The sequence below is a fragment of the Hymenobacter sp. UYAg731 genome, from assembly GCF_054061335.1.
This window is the reverse complement of the sequence record NZ_JBSSEC010000001.1, coordinates 839856-856632: the sequence shown is the minus strand read 5'-3', so window position 1 is coordinate 856632 and position 16777 is coordinate 839856. Positions and strand designations below refer to the sequence as shown.

Sequence of the window (16777 nt, the reverse complement as noted above, 5' to 3'; positions counted from 1 at the left end):
CGGTTTTGGGGTGGATGACGGACGGAGAGAAGCGCGTTGGCATCGTTCCCGGCAACGATTGCACAACTAAAAAAGCCCATTTGCTTGGCGTATGACGAATAAAACCAGACTTTTAGAAGGCTGAAAAGAAATAAAATAGCTATTTGTAGATATTTTATTTGGAAGTAGCGGCATAGCTACTGCCACCAGCCTCGTCCACCTTCACTTTGCCAATTCTCACCCAACCCCTTCCTCTAATGAAAAACCGCTACTTTCTACTATTCTGGCTGATTTTAATCAGCAGCCTGGCCCATGCCCCGCGGGCCTGGGCGCAGGCCACGCGCCGCCTCACGGGCACCGTGCGGGCCTCGGACTCCAAAGAAGGCCTGCCCGGTGTGACGGTGCTGGTGAAGGGCACCAACAACGGGGCCTCGACAGGGGCGGATGGGGGATACGAGGTAACCGTGCCCGCCACGGGGGCCGTCACGCTCAGCTTCAGCTTTGTGGGCTACGCTAATAAGGAAGTGGCCGTGGGCAGCCAAAGCCAGATTGACGTGACGCTGGCCGTGGATGCCAAGCAGCTCGACGACGTGGTGGTGATTGGCTACCAGGCCGTGCAGCGGCGCGACGTGACGGGCTCGGTATCGTCGGTGAGCGCGCAACAGATTAAGGACGTGCCGGTGAACTCGGCGGCTGAGGCACTGAGCGGCCGGCTGGCCGGCGTGCAGGTGACCAGCTCGGAAGGCACGCCCGGCAACCAGAGCGTGAACATCCGCATTCGTGGTGGCGGGTCCGTGACGCAGGACAATTCGCCGCTGTATGTGGTGGACGGCGTGCAGGTGGAAAACGCCCTGAACGTGATTTCGCCCCAGGATATTCAGTCCGTGGACGTGCTGAAGGACGCCGCCGCCACCGCCATCTACGGCGCGCGCGGCGCTAACGGCGTGGTCATCATCACCACCAAGGGCGGCAAGGAAGGCAAGCTGGTGGTGGCCTACAACGGCTTCGCGGGCGTGCGCCAGCTCTCACGCAAGCTGAGCGTGATGCAGCCCGCCGACTTCGTGAACTACCAGTACGAGCGTGCGGTGAACGTTGACCGCGTGGCCGGCAATACCACCACGTTTGGCGGTCTGAACACCTTCAAGCCGTTCTTCAAATCGAAAAACTACAACAGCGACACGCTGAACCAGAGCCGCAACTCGCCCTTTCTCGACTGGCAGGACCAGGTGTTCGGTCGTGATGCTTTTCAGCAGACGCACAATATTTCGCTCTCGGGCGGCGGCAACAATTCGACCTACGCCCTGAGCCTGACCCGCAACAACGAGGACGGCATTCAGCTGGGTTCGGGCTTCACCCGCAACCTGGTGAACTTCCGCTTTGACAACAAGGCCACCGAGAAATTCCGCTTCGGCATCAACGTGCGCTTCAACGACCAGAAGGTGGAGGGCCTGGGCACCTCGTCGCAGCTCTCGACCACCACCACGCGCCTACGTAACTCCATCGAATACATTCCGCTAGCCATCAACCTGCCCGGCGGCTTCGACCCCAGCACGCTGGACGAAAGCTTCTCCACCAACACCTCGCTGGTAAATCCCATTCTGGCCATCGGCAGCGACATTCGGCACGATAAGCAGCGCACCCTGAACCTGGCCGCCAACGCCACCTACAACTTTACAAAGGACGTGGCCTTCCGCTCCACGGTGGGCTTCGATTTTGGCAATTCGACCCTGGAAAACTTCTCGGGGCGCAATTCGCCGGCCATCCGGCAACCGGGCGGCGGCTTCAACCTGCAGCCGTTCGTGTCCATTGCCACCGGCTCGGCGCTGTCCATCAACCAGTCGAACGTGCTGACCTACGCCCACCAGTTTGGCAAGCATTCGGTTGATGCCTTGCTGGGCCAGGAAATCTATCAGCAGAGCAGCCGGATTCTGACGGTTCAAACCAACTTCCTGCCGCTCGACATCACCGCCGACCAGGCCATTGCTAACATCAACCAGGGCGTGCTGCCGTCGGCCTCGTTCCAGCAGCCCACGCCCACCAGCGACAACCCCACGCTCCAGCACTTGCTGTCGGGTTTCGGGCGGTTGAATTATGCTTATGACGATAAATACCTGGCCACGTTAACGTTCCGGGCCGACGGCTCGTCCAAGTTTGCCGCCGGGCGGCGGGTGGGCTACTTCCCGGCCGCCTCGCTGGCCTGGCGCGTGTCGAAGGAGGATTTCATGAAGTCCTTGTCGAACACGATTTCGGATTTGAAGCTGCGCCTGAGCTACGGCCTGGCCGGCAACAACCGCATCAACGACTTCGGTTACAGCGAGTATTACCGCACCGGCTTAGGCCAGTACTCGCTCAACCATTCCATCTCGCTGGGCACTGTGGTCACGGGCCTGCCCAACCCGTTTTTGAAGTGGGAAACCACCACCGCCCGCAACGTGGGCGTGGACCTGGCCCTGTTCAACAACCGCGTGCAGCTCTCCGTGGATGCCTACTACAATTCGACCCACGACCTGCTCGTGAACGTACCAATTTCGCCTACCCTGGGCTACCAGACCCAGTTCCAGAATGTGGGCTCAACCACCAACCGGGGCCTGGAATTCCAGTTGGCCGGCACCGTGCTTAAGACGTCGGACTTCACCTGGTCGGCCAGCGGCAACGCCTCCATGAACCGGGGCCGCATTGAGGAGCTCGGTCCGATTACCGCCATTCCCGGCGTGTATTCGGGCTGGGCCAGCACACTCATTGCCAGTGATTTCCTGGCCCGGGTGGGTGACCCGGTGGGCATTTTCTACGGCTACCAGACCGATGGCTTCTACACCGCCGATGACTTCACCGGCTACAATGCCGCCACCCGCACCTGGACCCTGAAGCCCGGCGTGGCCAACGACGTTGCCGTGCAGGGCCAGCCCCTGGCCCCCGGTATCATCAAGCTGAAAAACGTGGTGGATACGCCCGGCGCGGCCACCAACATCGTGGATGCCAACGACCGCACGGCCATCGGCAACGCCAACCCCAAGGTGACGGGCGGCATCAACCAGCAGTTCACTTACAAGGGCTTCGATGCCAGCGTGTTCTTCAACTTTATTTATGGCAATCAGGTGTTCAACGCCAACAAGGTGGAGTTCACCACGGCCGTGAACCCATTCAGCAACCTGCTCACGATGATGAACGACCGGTACCGCACCGTCGACAACAACGGCGTGCCGATTACCGACCTCGAAACCTCGCGCAGCCTCAACCAGAACGCCACCATCTGGCAGCCTACCCGCACGCTGTTCGTGCACAGCTGGGCCATCGAGGACGGCTCGTTCATCCGCCTCAACAACCTCACGCTGGGCTACTCGCTGCCCAAAGCCCTCATTGCGAAGGCCAAGCTCACGCAGCTGCGCTTCTACGTGACCGGCAACAACCTCTACACCTGGACCAAATACAGCGGCTACGACCCCGAAGCCAACACCCGTCGCGCCTCGCCGCTCACGCCGGGCGTGGACTACGCCGGCTATCCGCGCAGCCGCGTGCTGCTGTTCGGCGTGAACCTGTCGCTGTAATTCTTCCCACCGAAAAAATTCCCATCCTCCGATGAAACCCATATTTTTCCGTTCCACCCTGGCCGTGGCCGCCACGCTGGCCGCTGCCGCCGGCCTGTCCGCCTGCAAAGACTACCTCGACGTGAAGCCCGACTCGCTGTACACCAACGAGCAGGCCTTCAGCAGCGTGGGTAGTGCCACCAGCGCCGTGATTGGGGCCTACGACATGCTCTCGGGCGATACCGGCTACGGCACCCGCCTGAGCACGTATTACCCGTACGACACCGACGAGATGCAGGGCGCGCCCGGTCCGTTCGACGGCCGCTCGCGCAGCATCTCGCGCTACACCGCCGAGCCCTCGAACCCCGAAGTCACCAACCCCTTCAACAACTTGTACCAGGGCGTGGAGCGGGCCAATATCTGCATCCAGAGCATCCCGAAAATGGCGCTCTACACCACCGGCTCCTCGGCCGATACCGCCGCGCTGCACCGCCTGTATGGCGAGGTGCTGACCTTGCGGGCGCAGTATTATTTCGAGCTGATTCGGAACTGGGGCGACGTGCCCACGCCCCTGGTGCCCACCTTCACCACGGCCCTGGCTGGTGGCGAGCTGACCCAGCCCAACACCGACCGCCTCGCCACCTACGACCGCCTCATTGCCGACCTGCTGATGGCCGAGAAGCTGGTGCCCTGGCGCTCGGCCGCTGGCACCACCAACGAGCGCATCACCAAGGGCGCGGTGAAGGCCCTGCGCGCCCGCCTGGCCCTGTTCCGGGGCGGCTACTCGCTGCACGGCCTCCAGGTGACGCGCCCCGCCGATTACCTCGCATCCTACGCCATTGCCCGCCAGGAGTGCCTGGATTTGATGAACAAGCGTAGCGAGCACACGCTGAATCCGAGCTTCCGCGAGCTGTTCAAGAGCATCAACGAGCTGCGGTCGGAATCTTCGAATGAAATCATGTTTCAGGTGGCGATGGGCGGCTCCAGCATCTCGGGCGATAGTAAGCTGGGCTACTATAGCGGCCCGCTGCTGAGCGCCTCACCCATCTACGGCAGCACCCAGGCCCAGATTCGGCCCCTGCCCACCTACTTCTACGCCTTCGACTCGACCGATGTGCGCCGCGACATCACCCTGACCACCTACAGCATCGACGCGAACAATAACCAGAAAGGCGTGCTGCTGAGCGCCCTCACCGACGGCAAGTTCCGGCGCGACTGGCGCGTGCCCACCCTCAACGGCGCGGGCAACTACCTGGGTTACAATTGGCCCCTCATCCGCTTTGCCGATGTGCTGCTGATGTTTGCCGAAACCGACAACGAAATCAACGGGGTCACGCCCGCTGCCCTGGCCGCCCTGCGCGAGGTGCGCCAACGCGGTTTCGGCGGCAGCACCACCCTGGGCCAGCTGCCGACCCCGGCCGACAAGGCGGCGATGTTCAACGCCATTGCCAACGAGCGTTTCCTGGAGTTTGGGGGCGAAGGCATCCGCAAATACGACCTGCTGCGCTGGAACATGCTCGGCACTAAAATCACCGAGGCCCGCGCCAACCTCACCCTGCTCATGAACGGGCTGGCCCCTTACGCCTCCGTACCGGCCAATATGTACTACCGCGTAACTGGCGGGCAGGTGGTGTGGGCGCGCTCATTCTACCGCCCTTCGCCGGCCACCACGCCCGCCAATACCACCGCCGTAACCTGGCGCACGGCCGTAACTGCGGCCCTCATCGCCAACGTGGCCTCGGAGTATGCGCCCGGCAAGGGTAAAGAGCTGCTGCCCTTCCCGCAGGGCACCGTGGACACGAACAAAAATGCCGGCTTCAAGCAGAACGACGGGTACTAAAAGGGTAGGGTGCGGGGTCGTACCCTACTTCGTTTACGCTGTATCAGCCAACATTCTCGGGAACGATTGCGCAATTAAAAAGCCCGCTACCCTTGTCGGCGCTCCAAACAGGTCGGACTTTTAAGGTCCGACCTGTTCTTTTTATTACGATACCATGACGCCACAACCTCCTGCCCAACCCGCCTTCGTGACCGATGCCGACGCCACTTGGGAAACCACCGGTCCCGGCGTGCGCCGCAAGGTGCTGGCCCACGGCCCCGACCTGATGCTCACCCGCGTAGCCTTCGAAACCGATGGGGTGGGAGCCCGCCACCAGCACCCCCACGCCCAGCTCAGCTACGTGGAAAGCGGCGCGTTCAAGTACACCATCGAAGCCGAAACGCAGACCCTGCGCTCCGGCGACAGCTGCTACGTGCCGCCGCTGGCCTGGCACGGCGTGACCTGCACCGAGGCCGGCGTGCTGGTTGATGCCTTTACGCCCCGCCGCGACGATTTTTTGAGCTAACAGTAGCGCGGACTTTGTAGTCCGCGACTCCGTACCGGTCGCATCGGTGCAGGTTTTCCCCACAGGTACGGACTACAAAGTCCGCGTTACAATTTGCCTCAAGTCCTTTCTTTCCAATGAAAACGACCTTCCTGCGTCTGCTGGGCCTGGCCATGCTGCTGTTGCTGGGCCTGTGCCTGCTGCCAGCCCGCGCCCAGACCATCACCGTGGCCGCCGATGGCTCGGGCAGCTTCCGCACCATTCAGGAGGCCATTAATAGCGTGCCGGAAACGGCCGCCAAGCCGCGCACCATCTTCATCAAAAACGGCACCTACCGCGAGAAAGTCTTCATTGATGGCAAGAACAACTTGGTACTCAAAGGCCAGAGCGAAGCCGGCGTAATCCTGACCTACCCGCAGGCCCGCGACGAGTGGAGCTGCGGCCCCGGGGCTACCGCCGGCGACTGGGGCGTGGCCACTCTCAACCTGCGCAACAGCCCCGACCTCACCCTCGAAAGCCTCAGCGTCATCAACAGCTACGGCTTCGATGCCACGGGTGAAGTCACGATTGACTGCCCCACCGCGCCCACCGGCAAAAAAACCGTGAGCAAAACCGGCCACCAGATGGCCCTGCGCGCTCTGCCCGGTGCCACCCGCCTCATCGTGCGGCATTGCACCTTTCGGGCCCTGGGCGGCGACACCGTGAGCCCCTGGGACACGGAGGCCGGCGCGTATTATTTTAAGGACTGCACCATGGAGGGCGGCGTGGATTTCTACTGCCCGCGCGGCTGGGCCTATGCCGAAAACTGCCGCTTCATCTGCCACAGTAAAGAGGCCGCCATCTGGCACGACGGCTCGGGCAACCGCGACTCGAAAACGGTGCTGCGCCACTGCACTTTCAGCGGTGATGACGGCTTCAAGCTCGGCCGCTTTCACCGCGAGGCGCAGTTTTATCTGGTTGACTGCCAGTTCGCGACCAACATGGCCGATGCCGACATCTACCACGCCGTGTCGGGGCCGGGGGCGAAGCTCTGGGGGCGGCGCGTGTACTACGCCGGCTGCCACCGCACGGGCGGCGATTACGCCTGGATGAAGGATAACCTGAGCACCGCTGAGGGCGCGCCGAAAGCAAAGGATATCACCGCCGCCTGGACCTTCGGCGGGCGCTGGAACCCGCTGACCGGGGCCGTGCGCGCTACGCCGCCCATTCCCGCCGCCCAAATCGACACCATTGCCGAAAAGATGCTGCTCTACCAGCGCGCCGTGGGCGGCTGGCCCAAAGCTTTGGGCGAAGTGAAGGTGAATTACGCCGCCCGTCTCAGCGCCGGGGCCCGCGCCGGCCTGCTCGATAGCAGGAACCTGAACGACGCCACCATCGACAACGACGCCACGACCCGCGAAATCAATTACCTCGTCGTCGCCTTCCAGAAAACCAACAACCCCGCCTACCGCAAAGGGGCCGAAAACGGCATCCGCTACCTGCTCAAAATGCAGTACCCCAGCGGCGGCTTCCCCCAGTTTTACCCCGACCTGAGCGGCTACCACAGGGAGATTACCTACAACGACGACGCCATGATTCGGGCCCTGACCGTGCTGCGCAACGTGGCCCGCCAGCAGGGTGCCTTTGCCACCGTCGACCCCGATTTGGTAGCTCTTTCCAAAGCTGCCTTGAGCCGGGGTATTGCCTGCATCCTCCAAACCCAGTACATGAGCAACGGTCAGCCCACCGCCTGGTGCGCCCAGTACGATGAAGTGAGCCTGCTGCCGGCCAAGGCACGCGCCTTCGAGCTGCCCTCGCTCAGCGGCGAAGAATCCGTCAGCATCGTGCGCTTTCTGATGGATATTGAGCAGCCCAGCGCCGCCGAAAAAGCCGCCATCGAAGGCGCTGTTCGGTGGTTCGAGAAAGTGAAAATGCCCAACCTGGCGTTGAAGGAAATTGCCGCGCCCAATGAGCCCCGGGGCCGCGACCGCATCATCGTGGCCGCGCCCGGCGCGGTGCTCTGGGCTCGCTTCTACGAGCTGGGCACCGACCGGCCCATGTATGTGGGCCGAGACAGCCAGGTGCATTATCAGCTCACCGAAATCGAAAACGAGCGCCGCGCCGGCTACCTCTACGCCGGTACCTGGCCCGCTGAGTTGCTGGCCCAGGACTATCCGGCCTGGCAAAAGCGTATGGCCGGCGCGGCGAAGTAGAGACGCAATATTTTGCGTCTCGTCGTTGCTTAGTCTGTGCATTTGTTAATGTGCTGCGTGGTTCCGCTCGTTCAACGTAGAGACGCAAAATATTGCGTCTCTACAGCTTTTCTTCCAGCCACAGATAGCCGGCCGCCAGCAGAAACAACCCGAAAAACCAGCCCGCCGGCCACGGCTCCGTCACCGTTGCTTGAGTGGCCTCAGACACTTTAAGGCCATTGGTTTCGACTGCCAATTGCGCCGCCGCCTGCTGGCGCTCCCGCAGCTCCGGCCCCCGCCAGGCCGTGGGCGGGTACACGTAGAAATTATGGCTGATGCGGCCCGGGCCGCGTACCTGGTACCAGCCCATCTCGCCGGGCCAGAACTGGGCCGTGCTCCACTCGGGCAGGCGGGTGTCCTGGCGCAGGGCGAGGCGCACGGCGGGGCCGCCGGCCAGCGCTGCCACAGTGGGTGGAACGGTGGGAAAAGCCGCCGCCAGATGCAGCGTGAGCGGCTGGGCCGGCCGGGGCCAGCGGCTGCCCGTGTGCCAGGTGGCCTCGGCCGGAGCAGGCGGGACGGCCGCTGTGAGCAGCCGGCTCCAGAACGATGCATAAACAGCAGTGTGTCCCTGAAGCCCCCAGCGAAACGTTTCGGGCACCACCGACACCACCACGAAACCCAGCCCCACGCGCCGGCTGGCCGTCAGCAGCAAGCCCCGTGGTCCGGTGATGATGGTTCGCAGTGCCGGGTTGGCTTGCAGCTGGGCGGGCAAGGCGGCGCGGGCCTCGCCGGGCTCATCGGGCCAGGCGAGGGGCTGTGGAGGTGCGTTGGCCGGCCGGAGCTGCACCGTGAAATCGGGGCGGGCGGGCGCGGTGCGGGGCAAGGGCGCGGCTTCGGCCAGGGTGATGAGGCCGAGGCGGCCGGCCCGGATGGCTGCTTGCAGGGCCTGAACCTCAGCAGCAGTAAGGGCTGCTACCGTAGCAGCATCGGCAATCAGGACCGAATAATGAGCCAGCAATGCGGGCGTGAGGCGGTCGAGCGGCTGGGCCGGCTGGTTCACGAAATCGGTCTGGACCAGGCCCCGGCTCACGCTCGTGCGCAGGGCCACCGGGTAGTGGGCCTCGGCCAGGTAGTTTTTCAGGAACTTGAACTCGAACGACGGCGCGGCCGTGAGCAGCAGCACGGCCGGCAGCGCGGGCGCGGTGATTTCGACCGGCACCGGCTCGGCCAGCAGGGGCTGGCCCGGCCGGCGCAGCAGCAGCTCGTAAGTCGCCAGCCCGGCCGTTTTGGGCTGGTAGCGCAGCCGGAATGGCCCGCCGCCGGTAGGCAGCCGCATCGAATCGCGCCCGGTACCAGCAGCGCGCAGCACTACCCACATGGCGGCCGGGCGGCCCGGCGCAACCGCCGTTCCTTCCAGCCGCAGCGTCTCGCCCAAAGCCAGTTTCGCCGGCCAAAAAGCGGTGCCGATGCCCGCAAATGGCGCGCCCGGGTGCAGCCGCACCGCCAGCGAATTCAGCAGCGGCAGCTCGGCGGCGGGCAGGCCGCTGCCCAAAATGTGCAGGCGGCGCAGGGCCGGCCGCTGCTCGGCCAGCGTGAGCAGGCTGGCCAGTGGGCGCGCATTGGCAGGGAGTTCCGCGTTGCCATAAGCCCACACCGGAGTGCCCGCGCCCAGCCGCTGGCGTAGCTGCCGCAGCGTATCGGACGAGTAGCCGGGGGTGAGCAGAATAGCTTCGGCGCGGGCAGCGGGCAGGTGGCGCAAAGGCGGAAAAGCGATGAACCACAGCGCCGCCCCAGCCGCCACGCTGGCCAGCAACCGGGCCGCCCGCTGTCGCCGCCGGGGCCGCCGCCAGGCCAGCATCAGCAGCCCGAGGCTCAGCAGCAGGCAAAACGACAGCAGGCCGTAGTAAAGAACCGGGTTCGGGGCTAAAATAGGCAACGGCTTAACGGCTTAATTCCTGGAAATAGCGGCGTGCCAGCCGGTCGGGAGCGGGCGGGGCTGCGGGTGTGGGGGCGGGCGCGGCCAGCAGGTCGGTGAGGGCGCGGGCTACGGGCGCACGGCTGACGGCGCGGGTGGGGCGGCCGGCACGCAGGTCGGCCCCTAACTCGCGCAAAGCCCGCAGGGCCGGCAGGTAAAAGCCCGGCCGGGTGAGGGCCGCGCCGGCCAGTACGGTCCCGGCCTGGTCGAGCACGGCGGCATCGGCGGGGCGCGGGGGCTGTCCGTTATCGGCGGCGGCCAGCCAGCGCAGGGCGGCCCGAATGGCGGGCTGGGTAGCCGGGGTGGGCAGTTTTTGCTGGCGCTGGGGCACGGCGGCCCCGGCCAGTTCGCCGGTGAGGCGCAGGGTGGCCTCGGGCATGGGCGGCGGGCTGAAACCGGCTTTTTTGACGAAGGCGCGGGTTTGCTGCTGCACTTGCTTGAGCAGGCGCAGGGCGCGGTACTCGTAGGGAAGGGCCTCGCGGAGTTGGCCGGTGCGCAGGCGCAGTTCGGCCGCCCACATTTGGTCGAGTACGGCGCGGAGCTTGGCCTTCACGGCGGGCTCCAGGAAATCGGCGGTTTCGGCGTCGTCGTGCTTATGGATGTAGGGGTCCATCAGGGCATCGGTTTCGGCGGTGGGCGAGGCCTTGGCGGGCGACACGGAAGCGCCGCCGTGGTCGTGCTCGTCGTGTTCCGGGGCTTCGGCGGTGGGGGCAGCGGGCGCGTCCTCATCCTCGGCGATGGGTGAATGCTGCGCCTCCGCCCCAATGCCGGGCTCCGCTTCCTCGCCCATAAACTTGCCGTAGCGCAGGCGCAGGCTTTGCTGGTCGAAGCCCAGGGCGTTGGCCCGGCTGGCCACGGTAGCGGCGTCGAGCTTCGCTTTTTCGGCGATGAGCTTTTCGGTGTCGATGATAATCTGGCGCTCGCTGCGAAAGTAGGCCGGGGCTACTTTCACGCCCATGCCCATGCCCATGTCGATGGCCCCGTCGGCCACGGCGGTGTCCTGCCACTGCACGAGGTAAGAATCGGTGCGGGCGGTGTGGCCGTGGTTGTCGCGGGCCGTAAGGTAGAAGTAGAGTTCGTCGCCGTAGGTCAGGCCCAGCTTGGGCAGGTTCAGCACGCTGTTCAGGCTGGCTTGTGGCTGCCCGCCCAGGTCCCCGCTCAGGTCCCCGCTCAGATCGCGCCGCAATTCCCGAAACTTCACCGCCTCGCCCTGGCCCTGGGCCACGGTGATGACCAACTCAGCACGGCTCAGCCCATAGTCGTCGCGCATGGTGGCCCGGATGGTCACCTCCGGCCGCTGCCCCAGGGCTGCCACCAGCGTGTACGGCTTCGGTGTAATGATGCGCAGCACCGGGGCGAGGTCGGGCCGCACGTCGACGGCGTAATCGTCCGAAACCGTGCCCGCGTAGCGCAGCCGGTACAGCGTGGAGGCACTCATGACTTGCTCGATAGCAAACGTGCCCGGCTGCCCGGCCACGGGCTGCAAGCGCCGCCGCTGCGTTCCCAGTTCCAGCTCGGGCGCGGGCTGGCGGGGCCTACTCACGCGCACCTGCCACCGCACCCGCGCCCCCTGCGGACATTGGAACGAGGGCTGGGCGGGCGCGAATTCTGCCAAGTGCGTATAGGCCGGAGGCATGACCAATAACGTGGTTTCGGTGATGCGGGGCGCGGCTGCCGAAGCCGTTGCCGGCCGCCGGGCAGCGGGCATAAAATGCATGGCCAACGCCTGAGGCTTTGCTGTTTGTGGCGAGGGAAGCAGCACTACGGCCGCCGCTCCCAGCAGCAGGCTCGCGCTCAGTACCAAGGGTCTCTTAAAGGAAACCGGCAGCAGGGCCGGGCCGTCGGCCGTTAGCTGCGCCAGCTGCCGGGCCACGCGCCGGAACTGCAGCTGCCCCAGAAACGGCAGACTAGCCGGGTGCTCCAAAAGCAGGCCGGTACTGTCCTGCAACTCGGCAAACTGTCGGTCCAGCCGCCGGGCCACGGCCGCACGGTCCAGCCGCCGCAACGGCAGCAGCCCCCAAACTGCCGCTACCACCAAGCCCGATAGCGCCAACCCTGCCCAAATTGCCGGTACGGCCGGCCAGTGATGAAACAGGGCTACTCCCAGCGTGCCGGCCGCTATCAGGGGCAACAGTGCGGCCGTGCCACGGCGCAAGGCGTAGCTCCGTCGCACCGCCAGTAGCTGGGCAGCGGCCGGACCCTGCGCGCTAAGCAGGCTGGTTTCGGATGAGTTATCGATGGTTTGCATCATCCCGCCGCAGGTAAAGAAATTTCTGCTTGCCGCCGGGCCAGCAGGCGTTCAAAGAGCAGGAGCAGCCCCGCCAGCAGCACCAGCCAAGGCCGCAGGTCGGTGGTCCGAAAAGTCGGTTCCGGGGCATTCGTTGCGGCCGTCTTGGGAAGCATGTGCTTGCCGATGGGCAACTGGGCCGGTGCCAGGACCCGACGGTCGTACACGGCTTCGAGTTTGGCCAGCCGGGAAAGGCCGCCGCCGTAATGGGCTACTTCTGGGCGTAGCAGTTCCAGCAAGCGCGCCGGGAGTTGCGGGTCGTCGGCCAGCCCGCTCCACGCGGGGTCCAGGCGGGTGTGCAACTGGTACACGCTGCCCCGGCCCAGCAGCTGGCGCGAAAGAATGGGCCGGCCCAGGCCATCGGCCCACACTGTTGCTAGGCCTACTGGGGGCAGGCGAGCAGCCCGGCGAAACACCGTGAAGGTTGCTGCGCCCGTGGTGGCGGCGGCAAGGCGCGCGGTGTCCGCCATGCCCGGCGCAGCGGCCTCCCGCCACAGCTGGCGAGCGTTTCTGGCCACATCCTCCCGCCAGCCCTGCGGCAACGGCTCATCCGAAAGCCAGAAAATCCAGTTCGCATTCAGGCGTTCCGGCCGTGTTTTTATCCGGCGTAGCACGGGCGGAATGGGGATTCCGGCCGTGGCGGCCCGTAGGCCCGCTTCCAGATAGCGGGCATCGGCGGCGTAGGCTGGGGAGGCATACATTTCGATGACCATTGGCACAACCTCAATTCCAACCCCATTCCCTGCTCGTGGGGAGGCCGCTGGAACTAGCCAGAAGGCTTGCCCACCGCTTGTAGTTGACTGAAGGCGTACCGGGGCCAACCCTGCCACTTGAAACGGCTGGCCGTCGCGTCGAGCAAGTGCTTTTTTTCGCTGGTAAGTCGTCTGCGTTTCGCTGCTTCGGCCCACCAGAAGCTGCAGGCTGTCGCCCACCTGCTCGGCCGCGCCCAGCCAGGAACCAGTCGTGGAATCGGGCAGTGCCTGCCAGCGCACGGCCGCCGGCAGCGGCGCATGGCTGCCCTGGAAGTTACGTAGCGCGGCACTCGTCACCACAACCAGCGGCTGACCCGGGAATACATCAACGGCCTGCTGCACCCGCGCCCAAGCAAACGTCCTGACCCCGTCCGCTACCGAATCGGGGGGCACGCTCGGCCGGGCCGTCGCCAGTGCCCGCCAAGTGGCTCCCGATATCCGAGGAAAACCGGCCGCCAGCCAGCGCAGTGCATAGCCTTTGCGGCGCAGGGAGTCGATGGTGGTTTTCAGCCCCGCCAGCGCCGGCAGGCGCGCCGCCTCGGCACTCAGCAGCACCACGCCCCGGCTGGTGGGCAATGCCGTGCGCCACACCGGCCCGGCCACGGCCACGGCCAGCACCGCCAGCAGCGCGGCCCGTAATAGCAGCAGCCACAGCTGCTCCGGCTTCAGGTTGCGCAGGCGGCGATTGGCACCGGCGGCCAGCCAGCGCAGGCTGCCCACGGCTACCTCGCGGCCCGGCCGGCGGTTCCAGAGATGAATGGCCACCGGTACCAGCAGGCCCAAAAGGGCCAGCAGCGCGGCAGGGGTGAGGAGGGTAAACAAGGAATTACGGAATCAGAATCGGAACGATAGATGGTAAGTCAGGGGTATGGGTGGCTTCGGATTACCTGCTGAGGTTGCGCCGCCGGAGAAATTCCCGCAGCGCCGCATCGAGCGGCTGCGAGGTATCCAGCAGATGATAGTCAAAACCCTGGCGGCGGGCCTGCCGGGCCGTTTCGCTCAGCCACGCTTGCAGCTGCTGCTGGTAAGCGGCGCGTTGCGGCCCAGCATCGATTTGCAGGGTCTGGCCGGTTTCCAAATCCCTAAAAGTAACGGCCCCCTGATAGCTGAATTCCAGCTCGTTATGCGCCATCAGGTGCAGCAGCAGCACATCGCCGCTGGTGGCCCGCAGGCGCGTGAGCAGGGCATTTATTTCGGTGCCTTCCTCGTATAGGTCGCTCACGCACACGGTGAGGGCGCGCTGCCGCCGGGCCGTGAGCGGAGCCAGCGTTTCGGGTGCGGGGAAGTTGCCGGTGGCCTCAGCCGTTTCCAGGGCGTGGTAGAGGCGGGGCAGCTGGCGGGCATCGGCGCGGGGCGCAAGGTGGCGCAGGCCCGTGGTACTAAGGATGCTTAGGCCCACAGCATCACCCTGCTGGGTGGCCAGGTAAGCCAGTGCCCCGAGCAGCAGCCGGGCGTAGTCGAGCTTGGTCAGGCCGTTGTCGTCGCGGTGGTTCATGCTGGCGCTGGCATCGAGCAGCAGATGCACGGTCAGGCTGGTATCGATTTCCGACTCGCGCAGGTAGTAGCGGTCCGAGCGGGCGGCCAGCCGCCAGTCGAGGCGGCGCAGGTCGTCGCCGGGCTGGTAGGGGCGGTACTGGCTGAACTCCATGCCCGCGCCGTGCCGCCGGCTGGCGTGCGCGCCGTTGAGGAAGCCCTCGGCCGCTTGCCGGGCGGCGAGGGAGAGGTTGCGCAGGCCGTGCAGGAGTTCAGGAGTGAGCATGGGGTAGCGCGGACTTTGTAGTCCGCGAATTCAACGATTTAAGGGGGGATATCCTCGGGGACTACAAGTCCGCGCTACACCGCCACCGCTTTCAGCAACGCTACCACCGCGTCATCCGGCGTTATATTTTCGGCTTCAGCGTTGAAATTCAGCAGCACCCGGTGGCGCAGCACCGGCGGGGCCAGCGTCCGGATGTCCTCCAGCGTGGCGGCAAAGCGGCCGTGCAGCAGCGCCCGCGCCTTGGCGCACAGTATTAGCGCCTGGCCGGCCCGTGGCCCCGCGCCCCAGCGCCCGTAGTCCTTGATGAACTTGACCTCCGACGTGGCCGGGCGGGTGGCCCGCACCAGCCGGTTCACAAAATCCATCAGCTCGGGGCTGAGGCTCACCTGTCGCACCAGCGCTTGCAACGCCCGAATATCGGCCCCGCCCAGCACCGGCTGCACCGCCTGGCCGGCCGCGCCGGTGGTGCCGCGCAACACCGCCAGCTCCTCCGCAGCCGTGGGGTAGCCAATGCGCACGTACAACAGAAAACGGTCGAGTTGGGCCTCGGGCAGGGGGTAGGTGCCGCTTTGCTCGATGGGGTTCTGGGTGGCCAGCAGGAAGAACGGCTTGGGCAGCGCGTGTTCCTGCCCGGCGTAGGTGACGTGGCCTTCCTGCATGGCTTCCAGCAGGGCGGCCTGAGTTTTAGGCGGCGTCCGGTTGATTTCATCGGCCAGCACAAGACTGGCGAAAATGGGGCCGGGATTGAACTTGAACGACCGATGACCAGTGCCGTGGTCTTCCTCCAGCACTTCGGTGCCAAGGATGTCCGTCGGCATCAAATCGGGGGTGAACTGGATGCGGCGGAAGGGCAAGTCGGTGGCGGCGGCCAGCGTGCGGACCAGCAGGGTTTTGGCCAGGCCGGGCACGCCCTCCAGCAGGGCGTGGCCGCCGGCCAGCAACGCCACCAGCACTTCATCGAGCACGGTTTCCTGGCCCACGATGACCTTGGCGATTTCGGCCTTCAGCACGGGTAGCTTGGCGAGGAGCGTGGTTACTTCTTGTTCGGTCATTGGGTGTTAAGGTCGTGTCGCAAGAAAGTCATGCAGAGCGCAGCGAAGCATCTTTGCTGCAATGGTAAATGAATTACTTGAGCGGTAAAGATGCTTCGCTGCGCTCTGCATGACATGCTGTTTTATAAATCATCAAGTCAGCGCATACAGCAAAATATTCACCCCAAATTTCGTGTTGTCCTCCGCCAGAAAACGCTTGTTGCGGAAGTCGTAGTCCCACTCGCAGCCGTAGTCTTTGTTGGAGTACAGCACGCCGATGCGGCCTTTAATTTCCACGGCCTTCAGGTAGTCGTGTACAAGGTCATCGCCCCAACCGTTGAGCTCGAAGCCGGTGTTGGGCGGGCCGTCCTTGAAGGTGAAAAACTGGGAATATATCGGGTGAGTTTTGGGGATTTTCTTCAGGGCAGTGGCTCCGAAGCACTGGCGCATCTGCTCCTCGAAGGAGCGGGCGAACAGGCCGTCGATGTCGTGGTTGCAATCGTCCACGAACACGAAGCCGCCGTTGCGCACGTACTGGATAAAGTTCTGTTTCTCAGTGCCTGAGAACTGCACCAGCCGGTGGCCCGAAAGGTAGCAAAAGGGGTAATTGAACAGCTCCGGGCTATCCAGGGCCACCACTTTTTCCTTGGGGTCGACGGGCACTTTGGTGTACTGCACCAGCGAGTGCAGCAGGTTGGCGGGCATGCGCTCGTCTACTGCGTCCCAGTCGCCGGAGTGGTATTTCAGGCGCACAAATGTGAAGGGGGCAGCGGGCACAGCGGAAAAGGGAGCAGCGGAATAAAAACGAAGAAAAGCAGACGGGCGCTAGCCCGATAGTCGGCCGGGAAATAAATCGGTTGCGCCAATCGTTGAAATCAGCGACAATAAAGCAGGGTCTCGGCCTAAACCGCAACCTTTTATCCGCCTCCAACTGTATTGGAAGGGGCTGCTTCCGGTCCCGTCGTTGCCGAAGCT

At 64.7% G+C, this 16777-nt stretch carries 10 protein-coding genes; 4 read left to right on the top strand and 6 right to left on the bottom strand.

The window, feature by feature from the left end; genetic code table 11:
- Window positions 1–236 precede the first annotated feature (236 nt).
- The 4 genes from ACVWYF_RS03600 to pelA all read left to right on the top strand — a co-directional run bounded on the left by ACVWYF_RS03600 (window position 237) and on the right by pelA (window position 8019).
- On the top strand, window positions 237–3524 hold the full coding sequence (locus ACVWYF_RS03600; protein WP_457064697.1) for a SusC/RagA family TonB-linked outer membrane protein: 3288 nt from the start codon (window positions 237–239) through the stop codon (window positions 3522–3524).
- A 31-nt stretch (window positions 3525–3555) separates the two neighbouring features.
- Window positions 3556–5343: a RagB/SusD family nutrient uptake outer membrane protein gene (locus tag ACVWYF_RS03595; protein WP_457064694.1), complete on the top strand. Its 1788-nt coding sequence runs from the start codon at window positions 3556–3558 to the stop codon at window positions 5341–5343.
- Window positions 5344–5497: 154 nt separating this feature from the next.
- Complete coding sequence (locus ACVWYF_RS03590; RefSeq protein WP_457064692.1) at window positions 5498–5848, top strand: cupin domain-containing protein; 351 nt, start codon at window positions 5498–5500, stop codon at window positions 5846–5848.
- 116 nt (window positions 5849–5964) lie between these two features.
- Window positions 5965–8019: a pectate lyase gene (pelA, locus tag ACVWYF_RS03585; RefSeq protein WP_457064690.1), complete on the top strand. Its 2055-nt coding sequence runs from the start codon at window positions 5965–5967 to the stop codon at window positions 8017–8019.
- Window positions 8020–8119: 100 nt separating this feature from the next.
- Here the strand turns inward: pelA and ACVWYF_RS03580 are convergent, their stop codons facing one another.
- The 6 genes from ACVWYF_RS03580 to ACVWYF_RS03555 form a co-directional block, all read right to left on the bottom strand.
- Window positions 8120–9934 (bottom strand): hypothetical protein, encoded by a 1815-nt coding sequence (locus ACVWYF_RS03580; RefSeq protein WP_457064688.1) that lies wholly within the window; start codon window positions 9932–9934, stop codon window positions 8120–8122.
- 4 nt (window positions 9935–9938) lie between these two features.
- Window positions 9939–12224, bottom strand: coding sequence for a hypothetical protein (locus ACVWYF_RS03575; RefSeq protein ID WP_457064687.1), 2286 nt, complete (start codon window positions 12222–12224; stop codon window positions 9939–9941).
- Window positions 12221–13834 (bottom strand): BatA domain-containing protein, encoded by a 1614-nt coding sequence (locus ACVWYF_RS03570; protein ID WP_457064685.1) that lies wholly within the window; start codon window positions 13832–13834, stop codon window positions 12221–12223. Before ACVWYF_RS03570 ends, ACVWYF_RS03575 begins: the two co-directional genes overlap by 4 nt.
- Before the next feature lie 61 nt (window positions 13835–13895).
- Window positions 13896–14771, bottom strand: coding sequence for a DUF58 domain-containing protein (locus ACVWYF_RS03565; protein WP_457064683.1), 876 nt, complete (start codon window positions 14769–14771; stop codon window positions 13896–13898).
- Window positions 14772–14845: 74 nt separating this feature from the next.
- Entirely contained in the window at window positions 14846–15823 is a 978-nt protein-coding gene (locus ACVWYF_RS03560) for an AAA family ATPase (protein ID WP_457064681.1), read from the bottom strand.
- 132 nt (window positions 15824–15955) lie between these two features.
- The gene (locus ACVWYF_RS03555; protein ID WP_457064679.1) at window positions 15956–16579 is read right to left on the bottom strand and encodes a DUF4159 domain-containing protein; all 624 of its coding nucleotides are present in this window, start codon (window positions 16577–16579) and stop codon (window positions 15956–15958) included.
- Window positions 16580–16777: the final 198 nt, after the last annotated feature.